25 protein-coding genes and 1 other RNA gene are annotated in these 26,192 nt (G+C 58.9%); 15 read left to right on the top strand and 11 right to left on the bottom strand.

The genetic code is table 11. The features are described from left to right. Positions 1-4: 4 nt before the first annotated feature. Positions 5-1,903 (top strand): sulfate adenylyltransferase subunit CysN, encoded by a 1,899-nt coding sequence (gene cysN, locus BWR59_RS09285; RefSeq protein ID WP_081565350.1) that lies wholly within the window; start codon positions 5-7, stop codon positions 1,901-1,903. Between the two features lie 411 nt (positions 1,904-2,314). On the opposite strand, the gene BWR59_RS09275 is transcribed toward cysN, so the two are convergent. After that, the gene (locus BWR59_RS09275) at positions 2,315-2,752 is read right to left on the bottom strand and encodes a DUF1043 family protein (RefSeq protein WP_081565348.1); all 438 of its coding nucleotides are present in this window, start codon (positions 2,750-2,752) and stop codon (positions 2,315-2,317) included. Between the two features lie 145 nt (positions 2,753-2,897). Here BWR59_RS09275 and BWR59_RS09270 point away from each other — a divergent pair, with 145 nt between their 5' ends. The 3 genes from BWR59_RS09270 to zapE all read left to right on the top strand — a co-directional run bounded on the left by BWR59_RS09270 (position 2,898) and on the right by zapE (position 6,063). Continuing rightward, on the top strand, positions 2,898-3,527 hold the full coding sequence (locus BWR59_RS09270) for an alpha/beta fold hydrolase (protein ID WP_081565347.1): 630 nt from the start codon (positions 2,898-2,900) through the stop codon (positions 3,525-3,527). Positions 3,528-3,555: 28 nt separating this feature from the next. After that, a complete protein-coding gene (locus BWR59_RS09265) occupies positions 3,556-4,902 on the top strand; it encodes a tryptophan--tRNA ligase (RefSeq protein ID WP_081565346.1) in 1,347 nt (448 codons plus the stop codon). Positions 4,903-4,968: 66 nt separating this feature from the next. Further along, positions 4,969-6,063: a cell division protein ZapE gene (zapE, locus tag BWR59_RS09260; RefSeq protein WP_081565345.1), complete on the top strand. Its 1,095-nt coding sequence runs from the start codon at positions 4,969-4,971 to the stop codon at positions 6,061-6,063. 94 nt (positions 6,064-6,157) lie between these two features. On the opposite strand, the gene BWR59_RS09255 is transcribed toward zapE, so the two are convergent. The 5 genes from BWR59_RS09255 to BWR59_RS09235 all read right to left on the bottom strand — a co-directional run bounded on the left by BWR59_RS09255 (position 6,158) and on the right by BWR59_RS09235 (position 12,438). Next, positions 6,158-7,141 carry an asparaginase gene (locus BWR59_RS09255; protein ID WP_081565344.1) on the bottom strand — a complete coding sequence of 328 codons (984 nt, stop codon included), beginning with the start codon at positions 7,139-7,141 and terminating at the stop codon, positions 6,158-6,160. Between the two features lie 28 nt (positions 7,142-7,169). Continuing rightward, positions 7,170-8,387 carry a hypothetical protein gene (locus tag BWR59_RS09250; protein ID WP_230981983.1) on the bottom strand — a complete coding sequence of 406 codons (1,218 nt, stop codon included), beginning with the start codon at positions 8,385-8,387 and terminating at the stop codon, positions 7,170-7,172. Between the two features lie 10 nt (positions 8,388-8,397). Continuing rightward, positions 8,398-9,291, bottom strand: a complete 894-nt coding sequence (locus BWR59_RS09245) for a nitrilase family protein (RefSeq protein ID WP_081565343.1) — start codon at positions 9,289-9,291, stop codon at positions 8,398-8,400. Between the two features lie 195 nt (positions 9,292-9,486). Beyond that, positions 9,487-11,430 carry an FAD-dependent oxidoreductase gene (locus BWR59_RS09240; RefSeq protein ID WP_081565342.1) on the bottom strand — a complete coding sequence of 648 codons (1,944 nt, stop codon included), beginning with the start codon at positions 11,428-11,430 and terminating at the stop codon, positions 9,487-9,489. A 111-nt stretch (positions 11,431-11,541) separates the two neighbouring features. After that, a complete protein-coding gene (locus BWR59_RS09235) occupies positions 11,542-12,438 on the bottom strand; it encodes a GlxA family transcriptional regulator (RefSeq protein ID WP_178111222.1) in 897 nt (298 codons plus the stop codon). 246 nt (positions 12,439-12,684) lie between these two features. Between BWR59_RS09235 and BWR59_RS09230 the strand changes: the two genes are divergently transcribed. Then, positions 12,685-13,821 (top strand): acyl-CoA dehydrogenase family protein, encoded by a 1,137-nt coding sequence (locus BWR59_RS09230; protein ID WP_081565340.1) that lies wholly within the window; start codon positions 12,685-12,687, stop codon positions 13,819-13,821. Between the two features lie 136 nt (positions 13,822-13,957). Here the strand turns inward: BWR59_RS09230 and BWR59_RS09225 are convergent, their stop codons facing one another. Further along, positions 13,958-14,995: an NADP(H)-dependent aldo-keto reductase gene (locus BWR59_RS09225; protein WP_081565339.1), complete on the bottom strand. Its 1,038-nt coding sequence runs from the start codon at positions 14,993-14,995 to the stop codon at positions 13,958-13,960. 240 nt (positions 14,996-15,235) lie between these two features. Between BWR59_RS09225 and rplM the strand changes: the two genes are divergently transcribed. From rplM to BWR59_RS09190, 7 genes are all read left to right on the top strand, one after another. Continuing rightward, positions 15,236-15,664, top strand: coding sequence for a 50S ribosomal protein L13 (gene rplM / locus BWR59_RS09220; protein WP_019693576.1), 429 nt, complete (start codon positions 15,236-15,238; stop codon positions 15,662-15,664). A 14-nt stretch (positions 15,665-15,678) separates the two neighbouring features. After that, positions 15,679-16,071: a 30S ribosomal protein S9 gene (rpsI, locus tag BWR59_RS09215; RefSeq protein WP_081565338.1), complete on the top strand. Its 393-nt coding sequence runs from the start codon at positions 15,679-15,681 to the stop codon at positions 16,069-16,071. A 262-nt stretch (positions 16,072-16,333) separates the two neighbouring features. Next, a complete protein-coding gene (gene petA, locus BWR59_RS09210; protein WP_081565337.1) occupies positions 16,334-16,927 on the top strand; it encodes a ubiquinol-cytochrome c reductase iron-sulfur subunit in 594 nt (197 codons plus the stop codon). Further along, positions 16,927-18,138 carry a cytochrome bc complex cytochrome b subunit gene (locus tag BWR59_RS09205; RefSeq protein WP_081565336.1) on the top strand — a complete coding sequence of 404 codons (1,212 nt, stop codon included), beginning with the start codon at positions 16,927-16,929 and terminating at the stop codon, positions 18,136-18,138. The genes petA and BWR59_RS09205 overlap by 1 nt, the downstream gene beginning before the upstream one ends. Beyond that, complete coding sequence (locus BWR59_RS09200) at positions 18,138-18,920, top strand: cytochrome c1 (protein WP_081565335.1); 783 nt, start codon at positions 18,138-18,140, stop codon at positions 18,918-18,920. Before BWR59_RS09205 ends, BWR59_RS09200 begins: the two co-directional genes overlap by 1 nt. Positions 18,921-19,149: 229 nt before the next feature. Further along, on the top strand, positions 19,150-19,767 hold the full coding sequence (locus tag BWR59_RS09195; RefSeq protein WP_081565334.1) for a glutathione S-transferase N-terminal domain-containing protein: 618 nt from the start codon (positions 19,150-19,152) through the stop codon (positions 19,765-19,767). Positions 19,768-19,786: 19 nt separating this feature from the next. Further along, positions 19,787-20,200, top strand: a complete 414-nt coding sequence (locus BWR59_RS09190; protein ID WP_081565333.1) for a ClpXP protease specificity-enhancing factor — start codon at positions 19,787-19,789, stop codon at positions 20,198-20,200. A gap of 143 nt (positions 20,201-20,343) precedes the next feature. Here the strand turns inward: BWR59_RS09190 and BWR59_RS09185 are convergent, their stop codons facing one another. The 4 genes from BWR59_RS09185 to BWR59_RS09170 form a co-directional block, all read right to left on the bottom strand. Next, the gene (locus BWR59_RS09185) at positions 20,344-20,922 is read right to left on the bottom strand and encodes a BON domain-containing protein (RefSeq protein ID WP_081565332.1); all 579 of its coding nucleotides are present in this window, start codon (positions 20,920-20,922) and stop codon (positions 20,344-20,346) included. Beyond that, entirely contained in the window at positions 20,919-21,512 is a 594-nt protein-coding gene (locus BWR59_RS09180) for a phosphoheptose isomerase (RefSeq protein ID WP_081565331.1), read from the bottom strand. The genes BWR59_RS09185 and BWR59_RS09180 overlap by 4 nt, the downstream gene beginning before the upstream one ends. A 156-nt stretch (positions 21,513-21,668) precedes the next feature. Further along, positions 21,669-22,043: a YraN family protein gene (locus BWR59_RS09175; RefSeq protein WP_081565330.1), complete on the bottom strand. Its 375-nt coding sequence runs from the start codon at positions 22,041-22,043 to the stop codon at positions 21,669-21,671. After that, on the bottom strand, positions 22,040-23,854 hold the full coding sequence (locus BWR59_RS09170; protein WP_081565329.1) for a penicillin-binding protein activator: 1,815 nt from the start codon (positions 23,852-23,854) through the stop codon (positions 22,040-22,042). Before BWR59_RS09170 ends, BWR59_RS09175 begins: the two co-directional genes overlap by 4 nt. A gap of 222 nt (positions 23,855-24,076) precedes the next feature. Here BWR59_RS09170 and rsmI point away from each other — a divergent pair, with 222 nt between their 5' ends. The 3 genes from rsmI (at position 24,077) to mraZ (ending at position 26,190) form a co-directional block, all read left to right on the top strand. After that, positions 24,077-24,982: a 16S rRNA (cytidine(1402)-2'-O)-methyltransferase gene (gene rsmI / locus BWR59_RS09165; RefSeq protein WP_081565328.1), complete on the top strand. Its 906-nt coding sequence runs from the start codon at positions 24,077-24,079 to the stop codon at positions 24,980-24,982. A gap of 87 nt (positions 24,983-25,069) precedes the next feature. Then, positions 25,070-25,427, top strand: an RNA gene (gene rnpB / locus BWR59_RS09160) — RNase P RNA component class A. 307 nt (positions 25,428-25,734) lie between these two features. Further along, positions 25,735-26,190, top strand: a complete 456-nt coding sequence (gene mraZ / locus BWR59_RS09155; RefSeq protein WP_037017349.1) for a division/cell wall cluster transcriptional repressor MraZ — start codon at positions 25,735-25,737, stop codon at positions 26,188-26,190. The last annotated feature ends 2 nt before the right edge of the window (positions 26,191-26,192 follow it).

The raw sequence follows: 26,192 nt of genomic DNA, 5'->3' as shown, positions 1-26,192 counted from the left end.
GAACATGTCGCATCAATCTGAATTGATCAGCGAGGACATCCTCGCCTATCTGGGCCAGCACGAACGCAAAGAGATGCTGCGTTTCCTGACCTGTGGCAACGTCGACGACGGCAAGAGCACGTTGATCGGTCGCCTGCTGCACGACTCCAAAATGATCTACGAAGATCACCTGGAAGCCATTACCCGCGATTCCAAGAAGTCCGGTACCACGGGCGATGACGTCGATCTGGCGTTGCTGGTGGACGGTCTGCAGGCTGAGCGTGAGCAGGGCATCACCATCGATGTCGCCTACCGCTATTTCTCGACTGCCAAGCGCAAATTCATCATCGCCGACACCCCCGGCCATGAGCAGTACACCCGCAACATGGCCACCGGTGCATCCACCTGTGACCTGGCGATCATTCTGGTCGATGCGCGTTACGGCGTTCAGACCCAGACCCGCCGTCACAGCTACATCGCATCGCTGCTGGGTATCAAGCACATCGTGGTTGCCATCAACAAGATGGACCTCAATGGTTTTGACGAGACAATCTTCGAGCAGATCAAGGCCGATTACCTGAAGTTCGCCGACCGCATTTCCCTGAAGCCGACCACCATGGAATTCGTTCCGATGTCGGCGCTCAAGGGCGACAACGTGGTGAACAAGAGCGAACGCTCGCCTTGGTACAACGGCAAGTCGTTGATGGAAATTCTCGAGACCGTCGAGATCGCCAACGACCGTAACTTCGACGACCTCCGCTTCCCGGTGCAGTACGTCAACCGTCCGAACCTGAACTTCCGTGGCTTCGCCGGTACGCTGGCCAGCGGCATCGTGCGCAAGGGCGATGAGGTTGTCGTGCTGCCGTCGGGCAAAAGCAGCCGCGTGAAATCCATTGTTACCTTCGAAGGTGAGCTGGAGCACGCAGGCCCGGGTCAGGCCGTGACCCTGACCATGGAAGACGAAATCGACATTTCCCGTGGCGACTTGTTGGTGCATGCCGACAACGTCCCGCAGGTGGCAGACTCCTTCGACGCCATGCTGGTGTGGATGGCTGAAGAGCCGATGCTTCCTGGCAAGAAATACGACATCAAGCGCGCTACGTCTTACGTGCCAGGCTCGATTGCCAGCATCACTCACCGCGTTGACGTGAACACGCTCGAAGAGGGCGCCGCGAGCGCCTTGCAACTGAACGAAATTGGCCGCGTGAAAATCGCCCTCGATGCGCCGATCGCGCTGGATGGTTACGACAGCAACCGCACCACCGGTGCGTTTATCGTCATCGATCGCTTGACCAACGGCACCGTGGCGGCAGGCATGATCATTGCGAAACCGACGTCGGCTGGCGCTGGCAACCACCACGGCGCGCTGGCGCATGTGTCGGTTGAGGAGCGTGCTCAACGGTTCGGTCAGAAGCCAGCAACAGTGCTGTTCAGCGGGCTGTCGGGCGCGGGCAAGAGCACCCTCGCGTATGCCGTGGAGCGCAAGTTGTTCGACTTGGGCCGTGCGGTGTTCGTCCTCGATGGCCAGAACTTGCGCCACGACCTGAACAAAGGTCTGCCACAGGATCGGGCTGGTCGCACCGAGAACTGGCGTCGTGCCGCTCACGTAGCGCGTCAGTTCAACGAAGCAGGCCTGCTGACCTTGGCTGCTTTCGTTGCACCGGATGCGGCAGGTCGTCAGAACGCCAAGGCGCTGATTGGCGATGATCGCCTGATCACGGTCTACGTCCAGGCCTCGCCTCAGGTTTGCCGCGAACGCGATCCACAAGGCCTCTACGCTGCCGACAAGGACAACATTCCGGGCGAGTCCTTCCCGTATGACGTCCCGCTGGACGCCGACCTGGTGATCGATACCCAGGCGTTGAACGTCGAAGAAAGCGTCAAGCTAGTGCTGGATCTGCTGCGAGCTCGCGGCGCGATCTAAATCTCGACTGCTCCACGAGAAACCCGCCGATGGCGGGTTTTTTGTTTTTACTGGATTTGTCACGGTCCGCGAATACCGCACTGTTGATCGTTCCCACGCTCCGCGTGGTAACGCCGCCCGAGACGCTCAGCGTCTCACTGCGACGGACGCGGAGCGTCCTTGGCTGCATACCCACGCGGAGCGTGGGCACGATCAGGGAACCCGCCGGTGATGGCGGGTTTTTTGCGGGCTTGCTCTGGGGATGGCGGATATTTTCGGACCAGGCTCAGCTCCCACAGGGATAGCGTTGTTTTCCGTTGATCGTTCCCCTGCAGGATGTGATCGACAGGCGATCCTTAAGCCAGTCTCACAAGCACAAAAAAAGCCCGCCGCTGATCACCTCAGGGGCGGGCTTTTTCATTGTGTATCTGCTTACTTCTTCAAGCCGTAATGCTCATCCAGCATGCCAGGGGTATTCGGCATTTTCGGGGCGTAGTCCCGTGGTGGCTCGGCGGCGGTGCGCGGCGGCGTCAGGCGGTCGCGTGGGGCCTGATTCGCTTCCGGGTGCAGGGCGGCGAGCAGGCGTTGGCGGGTGAGGTCGTCCAGGGCCAGACGATTGGCGCCCTCGGCGAGATGTTCCTGTACGTCCTGATAGCTCTGAGACAGCTTCTGTACCAGATTAGCCGTGCTGTTGAAGTGAGTGACCACCTCGTTCTGATAGGTGTCGAAACGCTCCTGAACGTCATCCAGCTGGCGCTGAGTGCTGTTAGGCGCGGCATTGGGCAGCGCACGTGCCACGAAGAAACCGATGGCTACACCGGCGATCAGGGCAATAGTCGGCAGCAACCAAACTAAGAGCGAGTAATCCACGAGTCCTTCCTCTATAAACGGCTTTGCTTTACGTTAACGGCTCGAACCTGCGCTGTATAGCGGCGACGCGTCGCCGATATGCCAGCCACAGACAATCAGCTAGACGAGTCGACCCAATTGAAGGTCACGGAGTTCATTCTTGCTCATGCGTGAAACCCCTGTATTCATCGACGGCCCGGTGGGCCAACTCGAAGCCTTGTACCTTGACCTGGAAGGGGCCAAGGGCGTGGCGCTGATATGCCATCCTAACCCGGTTCAGGGCGGCACGATGCTCAATAAAGTGATCTCGACCTTGCAGCGCACAGCCCGCGACGCAGGATACATCACGCTGCGCTTCAACTACCGTGGTGTCGGCGCCAGTGCCGGCAGTTCCGATATGGGCCAGGGCGAGGTGGATGATGCAGAAGCCGCAGCATTGTGGCTGCGGGAAAAACACCCCGATCTGCCGATGACCCTGTTCGGTTTTTCCTTCGGCGGATTTGTCGCTGCCACCCTTGGCGGTCGTCTCGAAGCCAAGGGCGAAACCCTGAATCACCTGTTCATGGTCGCGCCGGCGGTGATGCGCATCGCCGACCCGAGCGCGCTGCCGCAAAAGGGGCCATTGACCCTGATTCAGCCGGAAACCGACGAAGTGGTGGACCCGCAGCTGGTATATGCCTGGTCTGACGCACTGCTGCGTCCCCATGAGCTGCTGAAAGTGGCAGAATGCGGACACTTTTTCCACGGCAAGCTGACTGACCTTAAGGATCTGGTCCTGCCGCGTCTTTCGAATTGATCGCAGCACCCAAAATAAGCGACTAGCCATGACCACTCGTATCCTGACCGGTATCACCACCACCGGCACGCCACACCTGGGCAACTACGCGGGCGCCATTCGCCCGGCCATCGTCGCCAGCCGCCAGAGCGATGCCGATTCGTTCTACTTCCTGGCCGACTATCACGCACTGATCAAGTGCGATGACCCGCTGCGCATCCAGCGCTCGCGTCTGGAAATCGCCGCGACCTGGCTGGCTGCCGGCCTGGACGTCGACCGCGTGACCTTTTATCGCCAGTCTGACATCCCGGAAATTCCTGAACTGACTTGGCTGCTGACCTGCGTGGCCGCCAAGGGCCTGCTCAACCGTGCGCACGCCTACAAGGCGTCGGTCGACAAGAACGTCGAAGCCGGCGAAGATCCGGATGCAGGCGTCAGCATGGGCCTGTTCAGCTACCCGGTGCTGATGGCCGCCGACATCCTGATGTTCAACGCGCATCAGGTGCCGGTGGGTCGTGATCAGATCCAGCACGTCGAAATGGCCCGCGACATCGGCCAGCGCTTCAATCACCTGTTCGGTAATGGCAAAGAGTTTTTCGTCATGCCCGAAGCGCTGATCGAAGAGAGCGTGGCGACCTTGCCGGGCCTGGACGGTCGCAAGATGTCCAAGAGCTACGACAACACCATCCCGTTGTTCAGCAGCGCCAAGGAGATGAAAGACGCGATCTCGCGCATCGTCACCGACTCGCGTCTGCCCGGTGAAGCGAAGGATCCGGACAACTCGCACCTGTTTACCCTGTATCAGGCTTTCGCCAGCCAAGAGCAGAGCAGCGAATTTCGCGCCGACCTGCTACAAGGTCTGGGCTGGGGAGACGCCAAACAGCGGCTCTTCCAGCTGCTGGACAGCGAGCTGGGTGAAGCTCGCGAGAACTACCATCGTCTGATTGAGCGTCCAGCCGATCTGGAAGATATTCTGCAAGCCGGTGCACAGAAGGCACGACGTACCGCTACGCCATTCCTGGGCGAACTGCGTGAGGCGGTAGGGCTGCGGTCTTTCCGCACCAACACGCAAACGGTCGCGGCCAGCAAGAAGAAAGTAAGCAAAGGCGCGCGTTTTGTCAGCTTCCGTGAGGACGACAGCTTCCGTTTCCGCCTGCTGGCCGCCGATGGCGAGCAACTGCTGCTGTCGCGCAATTTCGCCGACGGCAAGGCTGCCGGTGCGGTGACCAAGCAGCTGCAACAGGGTGGTGAGCTGGACATTCGGACGGAAGGCGAAAGCTTCGGCGTCTGGCTGCAAGGCGCATGCGTTGCGGACAGTCCGGTCTTTGCCGACGCCGCAGCCCGCGATGCCGCTATCGAAAGCCTGAAACTGGCCTTGGCGCCACAACAGGATTAATTGCCATTGCAACGGGCCATCGCTACAGTGGCGGCCCGTTTTTGCTACCTAGCTAACGTAACGAATATGACCCCCCTAGAAAGCTACCAGAACGACCTCAAGAAACCCGACTTCTTCCACGATGCCGCTCAGGAAAACGCTGTGCGTCACCTGCAGCGTCTTTACGACGATCTGGTTGCTGCTCATGAGACCAAGCCAGGTCTTTTCGGCAAGCTTTTCGGCAAGAAAGAGCCGACGGTGGTCAAGGGCCTGTATTTCTGGGGTGGCGTCGGTCGCGGCAAGACCTATCTGGTCGACACGTTCTTCGAAGCGCTGCCGTTTCAGGACAAGATGCGCACGCACTTCCACCGCTTCATGAAGCGTGTGCACGAGGAAATGAAGAACCTCAAGGGCGAGAAGAACCCTCTGACCCTGATCGCCAAACAGTTTGCCGGTGAGGCACGGGTGATCTGCTTCGACGAATTCTTCGTTTCCGACATCACCGACGCCATGATTCTCGGCACCCTGATGGAAGAGCTGTTCAAGAACGGCGTGACCCTGGTCGCCACCTCGAACATCGTGCCGGACGGCCTGTACAAGGACGGTCTGCAACGTGCGCGTTTCCTGCCGGCCATTGCCCTGATCAAACAGAACACCGAGATCGTCAACGTCGACAGCGGCGTGGATTATCGTCTGCGCCATCTGGAGCAAGCCGAGCTGTTCCACTTCCCACTGAACGAAGCCGCTCAGGACAGCATGCGCAAAAGCTTCCGCGCGCTGACGCCGGAATGCACCAAGGCCATCGAAAACGATGTGTTGATCATCGAGAACCGCCAGATCAAGGCGATTCGTACCTGTGACGATGTGGCCTGGTTCGATTTCCGCGAACTGTGTGACGGCCCGCGTAGCCAGAACGACTACATCGAACTCGGCAAAATCTTCCACGCCGTGTTGCTCAGTGGCGTCGAACAAATGAGCGTCACCACCGACGACATCGCCCGCCGCTTCATCAACATGGTCGATGAATTCTACGACCGCAACGTCAAGTTGATCATCTCGGCGGAAGTCGAGCTGAAGGACCTGTACACCGGCGGTCGTCTGAATTTCGAGTTCCAGCGCACCCTGAGCCGCCTGCTGGAAATGCAGTCCCATGAGTTCCTGTCGCGGGCGCACAAGCCGTAACCGACCAAGCGATTCTTATGTAGAAGCCGGCTTGCCGGCGGTAGCCATCTCCAATACGCCACCGCCGGCAAGCCGCACTGTTAGGTATCTGCTCTCAATAAGTCGGTGCCAGCCAGTCCTCCAGTTCACCCTCTCGCTTACAGCCAACCAGCAGCCATAGCAGAATTCTCGCTTTTCTCGCGCTGAGCAGTCCCGACATCCGGGCGCCCTTCGAGATCAAATCCAGTTCTCCGCCTTCGAACCCATAGGTTTCGCGTGCCGTCGAACCCGATCCGGTTCGCGTGCTGACGATCACTGGAATCGTGGCGGCGAGATTCCCGATAACCTGAGCCCACTCTCGGGAAACGTGTCCAGCACCGAAGCCCGCGATCACAACGCCGCTGTACCCCAGATCGACAACCCGCTCCAGAATCAGCGGAGCGTCCCCTAAGGTGGCTTCGAGCAGGGCGATGTGATGATGGCGACGTTCCGGAGCGGGAAGGGTGGAGCGCGTATGCGCAGGTTTCAGATAGACCGCGCGACCCTCGATGATCAGCCCCTGAGGGCCGAACAGCGGTGACGCAAAGGCATGGACGGCCAGCGAGTCGCATTTGCTGACGTATCTGGCGCTGTGGATCTGGTCGTTCATGACGACCTGCACACCACGCCTACAGCTGCCTTCATCCAGCGCAACCTGGGCTGCAGCCAGCAGGTTAGCCGGTCCATCGGCGCCTGGCTGGGTGGCGGCCCGCATGGCCCCGGTGATGATCAACGGTGCATCCTTTTCCCACAGCAGATCCAGAAAGAACGCTGTTTCGTCCATCGTGTCGGTGCCTTGAGTCACGATAACGCCCTGTGCCCCTGAATCGACCTGGCGGTTGGCCCAGTCGAGCAGACGCAGCAAGTCTTCGAAATCCAGTGACGCACTGGGGCGCAGGCAAAGGGTTTCGGCATGCACGTCTGCTAGCGCCGAGAGCCCTGGAACCGCCGCCAGCATGGCTTCTCCGGTCAGGCTCGGCATCACGCCTCTGTGGCCGGCCTGTGCCTGCATGCTGACCGTGCCACCCAAAGCGGCAATGGCGAGTACGGGTTTGGTCATGGTGATTTCTCTTGAACGAATGGAAGGCTTAGACCCACTGTTGCAATGCGCCTGCCAAGGGCACGATCAACAGTGTACTGAAGGCCATCGACAAAACGTTGGCGATGTAAGCATGCATGTATGTTGGCAAACGGGCGGCAATTGCCGTGGCCAGGGGCGGCGCGATCAGCGCCCCGAGCAAGGCACTCGACAGGATTACCGATAAACCCGCGCCATGGATCAAGACAGCGGCGGGTACTACCGAAACCAGCGGAATGTAGGTCGGGTACCAGCCGAGACGAATCCACTGCGTGCGCCATATCAGCACGCCTATGGCCGCGCTCAGGAACTGCCCTGCGATAATTGCCGGTAGCAGACCGGAGCCATACGCGGGGCTGTCCGGGTTGATCACAAAGGCCAGTAGCACCCCCAGCAGCAATCCCAGGCTTGCCAGCTCGTTGCCGAAGAACGGCGCCTCGGAAAAGTCAGCCAGGATGCGGCGCACTGTCCACCAGGCTCCGTAGGTCGGCGCAGGCGATGAAATAGTCGAAACGCTGGCTTGGTCGCTCGTGGATTCCCGGCCGCGTACTAACTGAGGAAACCAGCGGCACAGCAGAAACGCGATGACGCTGGCCAGGGCCATGCCCAGCACATTGCCGACAACCGCAGGCAACTCCATGGGCTTGCAGACATGGTTGACGATCAGCAATGCCGTCGGTGTGACCAGAATCGCACCCAGCAGCGCGCCGGTGACCGCCACCCGCCAGCCTCGACCGAACAGCAGCACCATCGCTGCTGGCAGGGAAACGAAGGCGACGAAGGTGGGCTGCCAGCTTTGCTCCGACAGCGTCCAGCCCCAGAGCAGGTTACTCAGCAACAGCCCCAGCAATGAACTGATGGCAAGCCATGGCCACAACCCCGTGCCGTAGCAGATGGGGAAGCCTGCCCAGGCCTTGCTGTTGCGACTGCCGAAATACGCCAGTGCCGCACCGGCCAGCAAGCCGATGGAGGCGAACTCGTGTTTGTAAAAGGCGAACTCGCTGATATCCCCGACCAGCCAGCGCCACCAGGACGCTGGCAGATGCAGGTTCTGAGCAAGGTCGTTGTAGCTCGGCCACGCAGTTTGTAGTTCAAGCTCTCGCACCAGCCACAGACCACTGATGACAGAAAGGGTGATGGCTGTGAGCAGGCCGGAAACGGCGAGCAACGAGCCGAAGATCTGTCGACGCACGTGCCGGTCATATTCCCGGCGAAAGGCATTGTTCATGACCGGCTCCTCAGCGTGGCAGTTGTGGATGGCCGGTGTAGCCGAGCATGGCGTCGTACAGGTCCGCGCGGCGATCCCGGTGCAGGTCGTTGAGGTCGTTCCAGATAGGCGCGCTGCGAGTGCTGCTCAGGTCAATGTCGGCGAAAAGGATGGTTTCCTGCTCGGCATCGGCCACAGGCCCGAGCGGCCAGCCGTTGGTGCCGGCGATCAGCGAACAGCCGAGGAAGCGTTCTCCACGATCAGTCCCGACCCGGTTGGCTGCGGCGATGAATACGTTGTTGACGTGTGCCGCGGTCATGGTCAGATAGCTCGCCATGCACCGGCCGGCCTCATCGAACAGCGGAGGCGGCGTCCAGACCCAGTTGTTCAGGCTGCAGATGATGTCCGCACCTTGCTGGCTCAGCAGCCGCGGCACCTCTGGAAACCAGATGTCCCAGCAGATCAAGAGGCCGATGCGGCCGATGGGCGTTTCGAAGACCGGGAACCCCAGATCCCCTGGCGAAAACCAGAGCTTCTCCTGATTCCACAGATGCGCCTTGCGATACACCCCGATGAAACCCTCAGGCCCCACCAGTACGGCCGAGTCGAATAGCTTCATGCCGGCCTGCTCGACCAGGCCGGCAGCGAGATAGACATTGTTGGCACGGGCGAAGCTGATCCACTTTTGAACGCTCGCGCCCTCGGGGACCGCTTCTGCGTGGAGGAACGCCTGTTCGCGGGTCTGGAAGGTGTAACCGGTGCTCGATAGCTCGGGGAGCACGATCAGATTGGCGCCGCCTTCCACTGCTTGCTGTGCGAGGCTCAGGCTGAGCGCCATGTTGCGCTCGCGGTTTTCCGCTCCGGATTGTGGATCGCACTGGATAACGGCAACGCGGACGGGACTGACGGATTTTGCTGCATGCATGAGTTTGGCCTGTTTATTATTCGTTTGAATGGCGTTTTCATTAGGCCGATATTCATTCGAATTGCTCAAGCAGGCCGTTTCTGAGATTCCTATAGGAAAATTCTTGTTGGCTGTGTAGTTGGTTTGTTAGTTGGTTTAGTAGTGGGCTGTCTGGATCGGCTTTTGATTAAAAGCCGATCGCGGTTAGTTGGCGGACTAAGAAGCGTTAGTTGGCAGCTGATAGTGCGGATAGTCATTCATCGAAAAACCGCCATTGAACTGCGCGCCGGTCTTGTCACAAATATGAATGACCGCGTCCACAGCGCCACGCAGGCACGGCTCCGTCCAGCCGGCATCGACCGAAAAGGACTCGCCCGACAGATACAGTCCCGATTGCGCGCCGTATTCGCGGTTATAGCTCATCAGGCTCACCGCGTCGTGGTAGGTGCCCGCCCGGTAGAGCTTGGCGCAACCGAGCGCATTGCGGTCCGTGACCCAGCGCTGCACAACGGCTTGCTCAGCGTCGATGAAAGGTGAAAGGCGTTCCTGGATGTTGCCGCAACTCATCAGAATACGATCAAGTTCATCCATGCATTTCTGCACAAGTTCCTTGTCCGCGAATGATGCGAGTTTGGTCGCGTCATCCTCCCAGGTGTAACTCAATAAAATGCAGTCGTCCGGGTAACGGTCGTTGTAGCGGTACATGTAAACGTCATGCACGAAACTGTCTGTGACCAATATCTGAGGGATCTTTGAGTTATTTGAGAGAAAGGTCTTCTTGAGAGGCGCATAGACCTTGCAACTGGTTTCCCAGTGCGCCGTTTTGTAGGCATTGACAATGGAGTAGGGCAGTTCCGATTTCGAATACCCCTCGAGCTGAAGCTGAGTTTCGATGAGCCAGGAGGGCAGCGTCAGAATGACCGAGTCGAAGTCGTCAAACCTCGAGCAATTGCTGTCACCGGTTTGCGACTCAACATGCACCCGCGTCCTTCCGTCTGCCTGTTTGCTGAGTTTCGTCACGCAGGAATTCATCAGCAGCCCCGCTTCACGCTCCAGACTGTGTTGATAAAACGAAGACCGAGTCTCGTCTATCGGCATATACAGCAAGCATTCATCCAATGCTGCGAGACCGATATACCGAGGGGCTTCGAACGCCAGCCCCTGGCTGTCGCGCACCGTGCCCGCGTCCAAAAGGGGAGATGCCAGCGGCAGGCCGTTATTATCCACTCGGCCATGAACCAGTTGTAGATGGCTGCTGAAGCCGAAGATCGCGGTGCGGATCGGATAAAGGCTACAGACGTCGTAGAACGCCCCCCAACTGCCGTCGCCGATGCCAATGGAGTAGAAGATTCTCGACTCTTCGGGCGTCATCCCCAAGCCGCCGAAATTTCCGGGGTCTTTCTTGCTCCATTGCGTCAGAGGCGCGAGCTTGACCAGGTCGCGAAAAGAGAGGGCCTGGTAATGCTCGACGATGGCTGCCCACATGGCCTCCCATTGACTGCTGCCATAGACCGCAGCCACTTGACGCGTCATTCGGTGGGCGAAGGCTTGCCACTTGTTGAATACGGTCTGCAGCTGTTCAGTAGGCGGCGGAGTGTGACCTTCGGGGTTATTCCAGATCAGCAGCTCGGGCGTTTGCGCGTCTGCCAGTAAACCCTCCTGGAGATAGATGCCGGTTGCGTTGACGGCAGGAGTGCCGGGGTTGGGGAAGTCGGAGATTTTCAGATCGAACAACTGTGAGTAGTACGCCATCAATGAGCGTCCCTCTTTGGGTGCCTCATCGTGGGTATTGAAAAATGGCATGCGCATGGCGCCCATTTCGAAGGGCGTCGTGGGGGCATCGCCCTCGGCAGTTGGGCGTGTGATCGTCAGATGACGCCCACCGATACGACGGGACTGCTCGATCAGCGTGACATCGGTGAACCCGCAGCGCAGAAGTTCGCGAGCGGCCACCAGCCCGGTGACCCCGGCACCGACGATGCAAATTCTGTGAGGTGTAGGGCGGGCGCTGGCGATACCGCCGGGCTGTTCAAGCAACTTGCGGTAGTCGAAGCACAGGTCGGGTGGGTTGGGGAAACGTGCGGCCCAGCCCGAATGGGGTTGGGCGGCAAAGTGTCTGGCTATCTTGGCGGGGTAATCGTAGCTTGATCCGATGGTCATCCTGACCGGTCCTCTTCAGCGTGGCGTGATGAGAATCAGGCTACTGAAGAGGGCTGGCAGGAAGGTCATAGCTATGTAGCGCACACGTTGTCTGAGAATCGCCTAGACCGCTCAGGCCGCCTGCTGAAACTGCTGGCGGTACTGGTTTGGCGACAGGTCGGTGTGTTGCCGGAACAGCCGTGCGAAAAAGCTGGCGTCGTCGTAGCCGACTTCGTAGCTGATGGTCTTGATGCTTTTGCGTGAACCGGAGAGCAGGCCCTTGGCGGTTTCGATACGCAGGCGTTGCAGGTAATGCAGCGGTTTGTCTCCGGTGGCGGTCTGGAAGCGGCGCATGAAATTGCGAATGCTCATGCCGTGTTCGCGGGCGACATCTTCGAAGCGGAATTTGTCAGCGAAGTGTTCCTCCAGCCAATGCTGGATCTGCAGGATGATCACGTCCTGATGCAGCTTCTGGCCGCCAAACCCCATGCGACCTGGCGCATAGCTGCGCTGCACTTCATACAGAATGTCTCGGGCCACGGTCTGCGCGACGTTGGCCCCGCAGAAACGCTCGATCAGGTAGATGTAAAGGTCGCACGCCGAAATCGTGCCGCCAGCGCAGTACAGGTTGTCGGCATCGGTCAGGTGTTTTTCCTGATTGAGCAGTACTTTCGGGAAGCGCTCGGCGAACTCATTGAAGAAGCGCCAGTAGGTGGTGGCTTCCTTGCCGTCCAGCAGGCCTGCCTCGGCCAGCCAGAAGACGCCGCTGGCTTCTCCACAGAGTACAGCGCCTCGAGCGTGCTGTTCGCGCAGCCAGGGCAGGATCTGTGGATAGCGTTCGCGCAGGGTGTCGAAATTGTCGACGAAGGCCGGAAGGATGATGATGTCGGCGTTTTCCAGCGCGCCGTCGACTGGCAACACCACTTCACTGAAGCTGCGCACCTGTTGTCCGTCGGGGCTGACCAATCGCGTCTCGAAAGCGGGTTTGAGGCCCTGGCCCAACTGTTTGCCATAGCGCAGGCTGGCCAGATGGAAGAAGTCTTTGGCCTGGGTGAGGGTGGAAGCGAAGATTCCGTCAATCGCGAGGATGCTGACGCGCCGCAACGGCACGTTTTGTTGAGTAGACATAATCTGTTGTTCTTATATGGGAAAGTGGTCAAGCAACGGCGTGATCGTCTTATTTTTTGTCTGATGTGTCCAGTGTCGTCGTCAACTGGCTCGGCATACGCTCAGCGGACCATTGTGTCCGACAATCCCTCCACGCCAAGGTGTCCCATGCTTCCAAGAACACTCTTCAGCTCCGAGCACGAGCTTTTCCGTGACAGCGTCCGCAAGTTTCTCGAGCAGCAAGCGGCGCCGTTTCATGCGCAGTGGGAGAAGCAGGGGCATGTCGACCGTGCACTGTGGAACAAGGCAGGGGAGCAGGGCATGCTGTGTTCGCACCTGCCGGAAGAGTACGGCGGCATGGCGGCGGACTTCCTCTATACCACTGTGGTGATCGAAGAAATCTACCGGTTGGGTCTGACCGGCATCGGATTTTCCCTGCACTCGGACATCGTCGCGCCCTACATCCTTCATTACGGCAGCGAAGCGCTGAAGCTCAAATACCTGCCGAAAATGGTCTCCGGAGAGTTGGTCACGGCCATCGCCATGACCGAGCCTGGCGCGGGCTCCGATCTGCAAGGTGTAAAAACCACCGCCGTGCTTGATGGCGACGAGTACGTCATAAACGGCTCGAAGACTTTCATCACCAACGGGTTTCTGGCGGATCTGGTGATCGTGGTCGCCAAGACCGATCCCAAGGCGGGCGCCAAGGGCACTAGCCTGTTTCTGGTGGAGGCGGGGACGCCGGGCTTCGAGAAGGGCAAGCGCCTGGAGAAGGTCGGCATGAAAGCGCAGGACACGTCGGAATTGTTCTTTCAGGACGTCCGCGTGCCCAAGGAGAATCTATTGGGCCAGGCCGGTATGGGGTTTGCGTACCTCATGCAGGAATTGCCTCAGGAGCGACTCACCGTCGCCATCGGCGCGATTGCCTCGGCGGAGGCTGCGCTGCAATGGACCCTGGACTACACCCGCGAGCGCAAGGCATTCGGTCAGGCCATCGTCGATTTTCAGAACACGCGCTTCAAACTGGCGGAAATCGCGACCGAAGTGCAGATTGGCCGCACCTTCATCGATCGCTGTCTGGAGTTGCATCTGGAGGGCAAGCTCGACGTGCCGACCGCCGCGATGGCCAAGTACTGGTCTACCGATCTGCAATGCAAGGTGCTCGATGAGTGCGTGCAGTTGCATGGTGGTTACGGTTTCATGTGGGAATACCCGATTGCCCGGGCTTGGGCGGATGCGCGGGTGCAGCGGATTTATGCGGGGACCAACGAGATCATGAAGGAGATCATTGCGCGGGCTCTGTGAGGGCAAGGCTTGGATCTGTTGGATCGATACAAATCCCTGTGGCAGTCCGGCTTGCCGGCGGCGGCTTGTTTGAAATCGCTACCGCCGGCAACCCGGGCCGCTACAGAGGGTTCAGTCAGCGTTCGTTAGAGACTCTTCACGGCGCAGGATTGGGCTGATCCTTGTGGATCGCCTCGATACCCGCCAGCACTTCCGCGGACAGCACCAGTTCGGCGCTCGCCAGGTTGCTGTCCAGCTGCTCCAGCGTCGTCGCACCAATAATGTTGCTGGTCACGAACGAACGGCTGGTCACGAACGCCAGCGCCATCTGTGCCGGATCCAGACCGTGTTCACGGGCCAGCGCGACATAGCGGGCGCAAGCCGCTTCCGATTGCGGGTTGAAGTAGCGGGTGAAGCGGCTGTACAGACTCAGACGACCTTTTGCCGGGCGAGCGCCATTCTCGTATTTGCCGGACAGCATGCCGAACGCCATGGGCGAGTAGGCCAGCAGACCGCATTGTTCACGAATGGCCACTTCTGCCAGACCCACCTCAAAGCTGCGGTTGAGCAGGTTGTACGGGTTCTGGATAGACACCGGGCGGGTCAGCCCGTGGCTATCGGACTCAGCCAGAAACTTCATGGCGCCCCACGCGCTTTCGTTGGACAGGCCCACGTGACGGATCTTGCCGGCCTTGACCTGTTCGTCCAGCGCCTGGAGTACTTCCAGCAATGGCGTGAACTGCTCATCGCTGTGGGTATAGCCCAGCTTGCCGAAGAAATTGGTGCTGCGCTCTGGCCAGTGCAGTTGATAAAGATCGAGGTAGTCGGTCTGCAGGCGCTTGAGGCTGGCATCCACGGCGGCAACGATATGATCGCGGTTGAATTTCAGCTGGCCGTCACGAATGTAATCGATGCCGTTGCCGGGGCCGGCGATCTTGCTGGCGAGGATCCAGTCGGCGCGATCACCGCTTTTCTTGAACCAGTTGCCGATAATGGTTTCGGTGCTGGCGTAGGTTTCTTTCTTGGGCGGGACCGGGTACATCTCGGCGGTGTCCATGAAATTGATACCCGCCGCCTTGGCGCGTTCGATCTGGGCGAAGGCCTCGGACTCGCTGTTTTGCTCGCCCCAGGTCATCGTGCCGAGGCAGATTGCGCTGACCTTGAGGTCGGTTCTGCCCAGTTTGCGATAGTCCATCTGGCTCTCCTGTTTAAAAGAGCCATAAAAGCAGGTTGAAATTTTTTTCGCAATCTGCATAATTCCGCGTCTCTTTGTCGTGGGAGTGATGCCCCGCGCCAGAAGATACCGCTGCGATCGAACGCGCTGACCCGAGCCCCCTATAGCGTTCGTGCCCGGCGGCCTTTGACTTGTCAAAGACCGTACTAATGAGTATGCTCCGCCGTCTATTTTTCAGGGCGGCCTTTGAGGCTATAAAGAATGAAAACTTTTACCGCTAAACCGGAAACAGTAAAGCGCGACTGGTTCGTCGTCGACGCTGCTGGCCAGACCCTGGGTCGTCTGGCCACGGAAATCGCGAGCCGTCTGCGTGGCAAGCACAAGCCGGAATACACTCCGCACGTCGACACTGGCGACTACATCGTCGTGATCAACGCTGAGCAAATCCGTGTTACTGGTGCCAAAACCACCGACAAGATCTACTACTCTCACTCCGGTTTCCCGGGCGGGATCAAGTCGATCAACTTTGAAAAGCTGATCGCCAAAGCTCCTGAGCGCGTGATCGAGACCGCGGTCAAAGGCATGCTGCCTAAGAACCCGCTGGGTCGCGACATGTATCGTAAGCTGAAAGTCTATGCGGGCGCTGCACACCCACATACTGCTCAGCAGCCCCAAGAACTGAAGTTTTAACGGAATAGTTCATTATGTCGGCGACTCAAAATTACGGCACTGGCCGTCGCAAGACCGCAACCGCTCGCGTTTTCCTGCGTCCGGGCACCGGTAACATCTCCATCAACAACCGCTCCCTGGACACGTTCTTCGGTCGCGAAACTGCCCGCATGGTAGTTCGCCAGCCGCTGGAACTGACCGAGACTGTCGAAAAATTCGACATCTACGTCACTGTCATCGGCGGTGGTGTGAGTGGTCAAGCTGGCGCAATCCGCCACGGTATCACCCGCGCTCTGATGCAGTACGACGAAACTCTGCGTAGCGCTCTGCGCAAAGCAGGCTTCGTTACTCGCGATGCTCGCGAAGTTGAACGTAAGAAAGTCGGTCTGCGTAAAGCGCGTAAGCGTCCGCAGTACTCGAAGCGTTAATTCGCTTTTCGTTCAAAAAGAACGCTCAGTTTCCAATTGGAACTGGGCGTTTTTTTATGGGCGTCTATTATTGGGTGTGACGACACGACTCATCCGTGGATGCCCCGTTCTATAAGGCCTCCCCGTTTTCGCCAAAAGGTAATGCCCTTGCGACCATAAGGGGCTTTGATTACCATTCGGCAGGATTTTTTGACAGCTAGAAAAATAATTCAAAGAGAAGCCTGACCAAGCGGGCCTCTAAAAGCTGATGGGAGAGGACGGAATGAGCAATGACGGCGTGAATGCAGGCCGGCGTCGCTTCCTCGTCGCGGCCACTTCGGTGGTTGGCGCAGCAGGAGCGGTGGGGGCTGCGGTCCCGTTCGTGGGGTCATGGTTTCCCAGTGCCAAAGCCAAAGCGGCTGGCGCCCCCGTAAAAGTCAATATCAGCAAGATCGAGCCCGGTCAGCAGATGATTGCTGAATGGCGAGGTCAGCCAGTCTTCATCGTTCACCGCACGCCGGAAATTCTCACCAATCTGGGCAAGATCACCGCCCAGCTCTCCGATCCCGAATCCAAGAACTCCACTCAACCTGCCTACGTTGACCCTGTGGTTCGTTCGATCAAGCCAGAGCTGCTTTTGCTGATCGGCATCTGCACCCACCTGGGCTGTTCGCCCACGTTCCGCCCCGAAGTGGCTCCCGCAGACCTGGGTAAAGACTGGGTAGGCGGTTACTTCTGTCCTTGTCACGGCTCCCATTACGACCTGGCTGGGCGCGTCTACAAAGCGCAACCTGCACCCCTGAATCTGCCAGTGCCGCCGCATTCCTACGAGTCGGACTCAATCATCGTCATTGGTGTCGATCAGGAGAAAGCGTAATGAGCAAATTCATGGACTGGATCGATGCGCGCTTCCCTGCGACCTCCATGTGGGAAGACCATCTCAGCAAGTATTACGCCCCCAAGAACTTCAACTTCTTCTACTTCTTCGGCTCGCTGGCGCTGCTGGTGCTGGTCAACCAGATCGTCACCGGCGTCTGGCTGACGATGAGTTACACGCCCTCGGCGGAGGAGGCGTTCGCGTCCGTCGAATACATCATGCGCGATGTCGAGTACGGCTCGATCCTGCGCCTGCTTCACTCCACCGGCGCCTCGGCCTTCTTCATCGTCGTGTATCTGCACATGTTCCGCGGTCTGCTCTACGGCTCGTATCAGAAGCCGCGTGAGTTGGTGTGGATTTTTGGCATGCTCATCTACCTGGCGCTGATGGCAGAAGCCTTCATGGGCTACCTGCTGCCATGGGGGCAGATGTCGTACTGGGGCGCTCAGGTGATTATCTCGCTGTTCGGTGCGATTCCGGTCATCGGCAACGACCTGACTCAGTGGATTCGTGGCGACTACCTGATCTCGGGCATTACCCTGAACCGCTTCTTCGCCCTGCATGTGGTGGCGCTGCCTATCGTGATTCTCGGGCTTGTGGTCCTGCACGTACTCGCGCTGCATGAAGTGGGCTCCAACAACCCAGACGGCGTGGACATCAAGAAGCACAAGGATGAAAACGGCAAGCCGCTGGACGGAATTGCCTTCCACCCTTACTACACCGTCAAGGATATCGTCGGAGTGGTGGTGTTCCTGTTTATCTTCTGTTCGATCGTGTTCTTCTTTCCGGAAATGGGCGGGTATTTCCTCGAGAAGCCCAACTTTGAGCAGGCCAACGCCTTCAAGACGCCGGAACATATCGCGCCGGTCTGGTACTTCACGCCGTTCTACGCGATCTTGCGCGCCATCCCGGACAAGCTCATGGGGGTGATGGCCATGGGGGCCGCGATTGCGGTGCTGTTCGTCCTGCCGTGGCTTGACCGAAGTCCGGTCAAATCCATGCGTTACAAAGGCTGGCTCAGCCGAATCTGGTTGCTGGTGTTTTGTGTGGCCTTCGTGATTCTTGGGATTCTGGGGGTTCTGCCACCCAGCCCCGGACGCGCGTTGCTGTCGCAGGTGTGTACGTTCCTGTACTTCGCCTACTTCATTCTGATGCCGTTCTACACACGGTTCGAGAAGACGAAACCGGTTCCGGAAAGGGTGACTGGCTGATGAAAAAGCTATTGGCTGTTTTTATTCTCGCTGCCTTGCCCATCCTGTCTTTCGCCGCCGAGCATGGTGGCCCGGAACTGGAAAGTGTCGACATCGATGTTGCCGACAAGGTTGCCATGCAGGATGGTGCGCGAACCTTCGTCAACTATTGCATGGGTTGCCACAGCGCCAAGTTCCAGCGTTATGAGCGGGTCGCGGACGATCTCGGCATTCCTCATGAGCTGATGCTGGACAAGTTGGTGTTCACCGGCGCCAAGATCGGCGATCACATGGTCGCCGGCATGCAGCCAGCCGATGCCAAGGCCTGGTTCGGGGCGGCACCGCCGGACCTGACTCTCGTGGCGCGCGTGCGCGGCACCGACTGGCTCTACGGTTATCTGCGTTCGTTCTACGAGGACCCTGCGCGGCCCTGGGGCGTAAACAACAAGGTTTTCCCCAACGTGGGTATGCCTAACGTGCTGGTAGGGCTGCAGGGGCGTCAGGTAATCGGTTGCAAGCAAGTGCAGGTGGAGGAAGATGGGAAGAAGCAATATGACCCGCTGACCGGCTCGCCGTTGACTCACGAGGCGTGCGATCAACTGACCATCGTGCCCAAGACCGGCACGCTCACCGAAGAGCAGTTCGACGAGAAGATCAAGAATCTGGTGACCTTCCTCGCCTACTCGGCGAATCCGGTCAAGCTGCAACACCAGCGCATCGGCACCTATGTGCTGCTTTATCTGGCCGTGCTGTTCATCTTCGCGTACCTGCTCAAGCGCGAATACTGGAAGGATGTGCACTGACAGATCATCTGTCCTGCTGTAGACGGAACGCGCTCTGGAGAGCCTCGTTCGGGTAATGGACGCAGAGCGGGTATAGTGGCGGGCGAAAGATTGCAGAATTTACTTCGAGTAAATGAGCTATCTTGTCGCCCGCGACGAACACCCGCTCATTGTGGATGTTGCCGGAGGCGCCTTCAGGGCGCGTTCGTTTTTTCTGCTTTCGAAATTTTAACAAGCGAGGAGGACCGCCATGGGCGTGACCAATCGGTTGGCCTGTTACTCCGACCCCGCCGACCACTATTCCCATCGCGTGCGCATTGTGCTCGCCGAGAAAGGTGTCAGCGCCGAGATCATCGATGTTGTTGAGGGCCGTCATCCGGCCAGACTGATCGAGGTGAATCCGTACGGCAGCGTGCCTACCCTGGTCGATCGTGACCTGGCGTTGTACGAGTCGACGGTTGTCATGGAATACCTGGATGAGCGTTACCCGCATCCGCCTTTACTGCCGGTTTACCCTGTGGCTCGGGCCAACAGTCGTCTGCTGATCCATCGGATCCAGCGCGACTGGTGCGGGCTGGTGGATCTCATTCTGGACCCGCGCAGCAAAGAAGCTGCTCGCGTCCAGGCGCGCAAGGAGCTGCGCGAAAGTCTGACCGGCGTGTCGCCACTGTTCGCGGAAAAAGCTTTTTTCCTCAGTGACGAGCAAAGTCTGGTCGATTGCTGTCTATTGCCCATACTCTGGCGCCTGCCGATTCTGGGTATCGAGTTGCCGCGGCCTGCCAAGCCGCTGCTTGATTATATGGAGCGCCAATTTGCGCGCGAGGCATTTCAGGCAAGTCTGTCTGGTGCCGAACGCGACATGCGCTAAAGGCCTAAGGAACCGTTCGATGAACTCCAGTCGCCCCTATCTGATCCGCGCTCTGTATGAGTGGATCGTGGATAACGATTGCACGCCGCACATTCTGGTCAATGCCGAATACCCGGCGGTACAAGTCCCGCAAGGTTTTGCCAATGATGGGCAGATCGTCCTCAACATCTCGCCAAGCGCCGTGCGCCACCTGCACATGGATAACGACGCGGTGAGCTTCGAAGGCCGCTTCGGTGGCGTTCCGCACAGCCTGTACGTGCCTGTCGCTGCGGTCATGGGTATTTATGCCCGTGAGAACGGCCAGGGCATGGTCTTCGATCTGGAGCCCGCTGTGGATGACGATGAAGACCTGGATGTGGACGACGACATGCCGCCACCGGATGACGAGCCACCGCGCCCAAGCGGCCGGCCAAGTCTGAAAGTGGTCAAGTAGTCGACTGCGCAGCAACGAAAAAGGCGATCCCGAGGGATCGCCTTTTTTGTGTCCGAAACACCTTGCTCCTGTAGCAGTCCGGCGTGCCGGCGGTGGCGATTTCGAGAGAGCCACCGCCGGCAAACCGGATTGCTAAGGATCAATCAATCAATGTACTCGAACAGCTTCACGATCTTCTGCACGCCAGAAACGCCCTGTACCAGGTTGGTCGCGCGGGTGGCTTCCGCCTGGGTCAACAAGCCGAGCAGATAGACGATACCGTTTTCGGTCACGACCTTGATCCGCGAGCCCGGGATGGCGCTGTCGGTAAGCATTTCGGTCTTGATCTTGCTGGTCAGCCAGGCATCGTTGCTGCGGGCGAGCATCGAAGACGGCGCGATCACTTGCAGTTCGTTATTGACCTTCTTGACCTTCTGCACCTGGCTTGCGGTCTGCTCTGCCAGTTGCTTGAGGTCGGCGCGTGGCGTCTGGCCAGCCAGCAGCACAATGCCGTTGAAGCTGGTCACGACGATGTGCGAGTTGTTGTCCAGGTCAGGGCTGGCTTTGGCGATGTTCACCGCGACCTTGGTTTCGATCAGCGAGTCGTCGATCTTGCTGCCGAAGGTGCGCGTGCCGCGATCATCGTCGATCGGTGCTTCGCGGCTGGCATTGATCACCGAGCTGCATCCACTGATGCCCAGGCAGAGCGTCAGGGCCAGCAGGCTGAGACGTTTGGATATCATTCTTCACTCCCGAACAATTGGCTGTCGATCAAATCGCAAAGGCAATGGATCGCCAGCAGGTGGACTTCCTGGATACGTGCGGTGATTTTGGCCGGGACGCGGATTTCCACGTCTTCAGGCAGCAGCAGCGAGGCAACGTCGCCACCGTCGCGACCGGTCAGGGCAACGACAATCATTTCCCGGTCATGCGCGGCCTGGATGGCCTGGATGATGTTGGCGGAGTTGCCGCTGGTGGAAATCGCCAGCAGCACATCGCCCGGCTGGCCAAGGGCGCGGATCTGTTTGGAGAAAATTTCGTTGTAGCTGTAGTCGTTGGCAATCGAGGTAATGGTCGATGTGTCAGTGGTCAGCGCAATGGCTGGCAGGCTCGGTCGCTCGCGCTCGAAGCGGTTGAGCAACTCGGACGAGAAGTGTTGTGCGTCGCCGGCTGAACCCCCGTTGCCGCACGCAAGCATTTTGCCTTCGTTGAGCAGGGCGTTGACCATCACCTGGCTGGCTTGCTCGATGTGCGGTGCAAGAACGTCCATCGCCTGTTGCTTGGTATCGATGCTGGCCTGAAAAAGCTGGCGAATTCGGGATTGCATGTCCATCAATGAAAACCTTAATAGGGGCGGCTGGTCGGGCGACGTGTGAAACAAGTCATCGGCTTCCCGGCACAAAACTGTGCAGCCCGCAAAGCAAAGAGCAAAAAAAACGCTGTGGGTGGTGTGTGCATCGGCGCGGTAGCTCTCGCGAGTGAAGCGGCTTCAGCTGTCGAACGCATTCTGTAACCAGCTCAGCGCAGGCTCGGTGCCTGGGTCGCCATTGATTGCGACGACGTCGAACCGGCACGGAGAATCCGCCCATTTCGACTCGGTCTGCAGAAACCATTGTGCGGCCAGAGTAAGCTTTTGCTGCTTGCGAAAATCGACGCTTTCCAGCGCGCCACCCCATCCAGCGTGGCGCCGATAGCGAACTTCGACGAATACTACTGTATCGCCGTCGAGCATGACCAGATCAAGCTCGCCGCGTTTGCATGACCAGTTCTGCGTGATCAGCTGTAAACCCTGTTGTTGCAAGTGCCGCAGGGCGCAGGCTTCAGCCTCGCGCCCGGCGATTTGTCGCGTGTTGTCTGAGATCAAGGGGCGGTGTCCGGCAGGCGCTGGACCTTGCCGTCGACAAACTGTGCCCAAGGCAGTTGACGCTCGATGCGCTGACCCTGACCGATGGCCAGGCTTCCGGACAAGCCGTCGATGCGGCTGTCAGGCAGGGTTTTGAGTTGCGTCAGGCGCGGTGCCAGACGATAGGCGTCGATGCCCATCGCATACAGACGGCCCAGGCTGCCGCCCGCTTGTGGCCATTGCGCGGTCACCTGCTGGCGCAACGGGTCGTTCGCATTGAGCAGCCAAGGGGTTTCGCAGAAGCGTACGCCGGCCAGGTCGTTGTACATCGCCTGATCGCCGCTGTTGGTGAACAGGTGGGAGGTGGCGTATACCGGAACGTCGCCCGCGTACTGGAAGACCATGGTCGGTTTGATCTGCTGAGCTTGTTGAGGAGTCGCTGCCAGGAACATGAAGTCGACGTCCTGACGACGAGTCGGCTGTGCAGCCGCTTGCGCACCAGTGGTGCTCTGCAGGCGTTGCGCGCGGCCTTCGCTGTTGCGCAGCTGGAACAGGTCGGCGACTTGCTGAGCCAGTGCGACCGGCTGATCGATGCGTTCTACGCCGAGGAGCGTGCCGCCCTTGGCTTGCCAGCTCTGACGGAAGGCGTCGAGTACGCGATCACCCCATTCGCCTTTCGGCACCATCGCCACGGCGCTGCGCTTGCCATCGGCCCAGGCGCGACGAGCGACTTCGCGGGCTTCGTCTTCGGCGGCGAGGCCGAACTGGAACAACTCGGCAGGACCCTGCGCGGTGGCGTCGCTGTAGTTGAGCGCCAGTGTGGTGATCGGCAGTTGCTGATGCGTGCTCAGCTGTTTGACCAGTGGTTTTTCCAGCGGCCCGACGACCATCTGTACGCCAGCGGCTTTGGCTTGAGCGTAGAACGCGTCCATCGAAGTCACGCGGGAGCTGTCGAACACCTCGATTGCAGGTGGCTTCTGACCGGCTTGCTGCGCCTGATAGTGTGCGGCCATGAAGCCATCACGCAGGGCGCGGGCTACCGAGGCAAGTGGGCCATCCTGTGGCAGCAGCAGGGCGATCTTGGTCAGCGGTTCGCTTTTCAGTTCGCGCAGTTGGGCGAGGGGGGTAGGCAGCTGACGTGCGGCAGGGTGTTGCGGATTCTGCGCTTTCCAGTTGTCGATGGCAGCCTGCTGCTGTTCCAGCGTGCCGGCACCTTTGACCGCACGAGCCAGGCTGAGCCAGCCGCCCATGTCGTCGTTGGCTGTGCTTTGCAGTTGTTCAGGTGGTAATGCCGCGACCAACGTCCAGATCGCATCGTTGTTCGCGGTCAGAGCATCGCCCTGCAGCAGCGGCCCCATGAACACGCGTTCGCTCGCAGCGGCGAGGGTCTGGCCATCGGCTTCCAGTGCGCGAGCACGGACGGTGTGGGTGCGGGTCTGCAGATCGACCGGCATTTCACCCAGATGCTGCATGCTTGGATGGTTGAGGGCGGTCAACGCGGCTTTCGGCTGACTGCGACCCAGTGCCAGCTCAGCGGAGAGGGTGTTGGCGTAAATCTGCTTGTCGGTCTTGAGTTGATCCATCTGGACCTGCTCGAGAATGCTCGCCGCGCGGCTTGGGTTGTTTTGGCGTGCGGCCAGATCGGCAGCCGTCAGTCGCAGCAAGGCGGCCTGGTCGGGCGATTTGGCAGCAGCGGCTTGTTCGAGCAACTGCTCGATGCTGGCGTCAGGGGTGCGTGGCAGTTCGCCAAGACTGGAAGAGGGCGAACCGGCACAAGCGGCCAACAGGGCAGCCAGGCAGAGGGCAGAGAACAGCCGCAGGCAAGCGATCATGTGTATGTTCCTGATTCTCGAGCAAATTAGCGTGGAATTGTACCCAAGCACTGGCCGGGGCGCGATGTTGTAGGCGTTAAAGCAGCGATATTGGTCGGCTTGAGGCGCAAATGTGCGCCTTAGTCAGTGATTTTCCCTGTCGGCGGGCGGTCGTATCGGTATGTGAGCGGATGTGTTCGTCCATTTCTCAATCTCCCTGTGTGCTTTGCCTGAATCTGTACAATGCAGGCTTTTACCGAACATGAGGTGTGCGCTTTGACTGCTCCAGGTGCTTTGAATTCCACTACAGGCTCGCTTTATGTGGTGGCCACGCCGATTGGCAACCTGGATGACATGAGCGTGCGTGCCTTGAAGGTGCTTCGTGAGGTTGCATTGATTGCTGCCGAAGATACCCGCCATTCATTACGGCTGATGCAACATTTCGGCATAGCGACGCCGCTCGCCGCCTGTCACGAGCATAACGAGCGTGAAGAAGGCAGTCGGTTTATTCAGCGTTTGCTGGCGGGCGACGATGTGGCGCTGATCTCCGATGCGGGGACTCCGTTGATTTCAGATCCCGGCTATCACTTGGTGCGCCAGGCGCGAGCTGCCGGTATCCAGGTTGTTCCGGTCCCCGGCGCCTGTGCTCTGATCGCGGCGCTCTCGGCAGCCGGGCTGCCATCCGATCGCTTCATCTTCGAGGGTTTTCTGCCAGCCAAGGCGGTGGGGCGCAAGGCTCGCCTCGAGTTGTTGAAGGAAGAGCCGCGCACGCTGATCTTCTATGAGGCACCGCATCGTATTCTCGAATGTCTTCAGGATATGGAGGGCGTCTTCGGTGCTGATCGTCCCGCTGTTTTGGGGCGTGAACTGACCAAGACCTTCGAAACGCTCAAAGGCTTGCCGCTGGGCCAATTGCGTGCGTTCGTGGAAGGCGACAGCAATCAGCAGCGCGGAGAGTGTGTGGTGTTGGTGGCTGGGTGGAGCGAGCCTGAAGGCGAGGATGCAATCGGCGCCGAAGCCCGTCGCGTGCTGGACCTGCTGCTGGAGGAAATGCCGCTCAAGCGTGCGGCAGCACTGGCGGCGGAAATCACCGGAGTGCGCAAGAATCTGCTTTATCAAGTAGCGCTGGAGAAACAGAAGGGCGAGTGAGTCGGGCCCGTCAGCCCTGCATCTAAATGCGCGAACGGCTTATTAATGCTTGTTCTCGGGCCGCCCTGCCATTAACCTTGGCGGCGGAGAGTCGATTGGACAGTCGCTGCCTTTCATTGTTCCGCAATGAAGGGGGGAGGAAAGTCCGGGCTCCATAGGGCGGAGTGCCAGGTAACGCCTGGGGGGCGCGAGCCTACGGAAAGTGCCACAGAAAATAACCGCCTAAGCACTTCGGTGCCGGTAAGGGTGAAAAGGTGCGGTAAGAGCGCACCGCACGTCTGGCAACAGTTCGTGGCTAGGTAAACCCCACTCGGAGCAAGACCAAATAGGGTTCCAAGGCGTGGCCCGCGCTGGAACCGGGTAGGTTGCTAAAGATGTCCAGTGATGGCCATCGTAGAGGAATGACTGTCCTCGACAGAACCCGGCTTACAGATCGACTCTCCACCTTTTCCCACCTCTGCTTTTTCTCTCGCAGAAACCCTTTCGTAATACCGAAAAAATCTTAAACCTCACAAAACACTTTAACTTCGAACGTTATCTTTCTGACCTTCCTCGGATTTATCTGTAGGAACGATCCGAATTTTTCCAAAACTCCTGCATTACCCCTCCTAAATCTCCGTCCTGTAAGGGTTTTCCTTAAGAAGTCGCCTTGACGGTGTGGTGGGCGCATTCCTATAGTGTGCGCAAGTGGCGGAAAGTGGCGTGAAGTGGGTTTTTTGAGCGCAAAAAGATAATATTCGGAGAGCGCGCCTGTGTTTCGTGGTGCAAACGCAATCAATCTCGATGCAAAGGGCCGTCTCGCTATGCCGAGCCGGTACCGTGACGAGCTGGATTCGCGTAGCGCCGGCCAACTTATCGTGACCATTGATACCGTCGATCCATGCTTGTGCATCTATCCGCTCCCGGAATGGGAATTGATCGAAGCCAAATTGCGTGAACTCGCCACATTTCGCGAAGAAAACCGTCGTCTGCAGCGACTGTTGATCGGTAATGCGGTTGATCTGGAGCTCGATGGCAGTGGGCGTTTTCTGGTGCCGCCACGTTTGCGTGAATACGCCAAGCTCGATAAGCGAGTGATGCTGGTAGGCCAGCTGAACAAGTTTCAACTGTGGGATGAGGACGCCTGGAACGCACTTGCTGATGCGGACCTTGCGGCCATTCAAAAACCGGGCGCGATGCCTGATGAACTGCGTGATTTGATCCTGTGACT

The organism is Pseudomonas sp. Bc-h, from assembly GCF_002080045.1.
Classification (GTDB): domain Bacteria; phylum Pseudomonadota; class Gammaproteobacteria; order Pseudomonadales; family Pseudomonadaceae; genus Aquipseudomonas.
The sequence above is the reverse complement of the archived record's forward strand: the minus strand, read 5'-3'. Positions and strand labels throughout refer to the sequence as shown.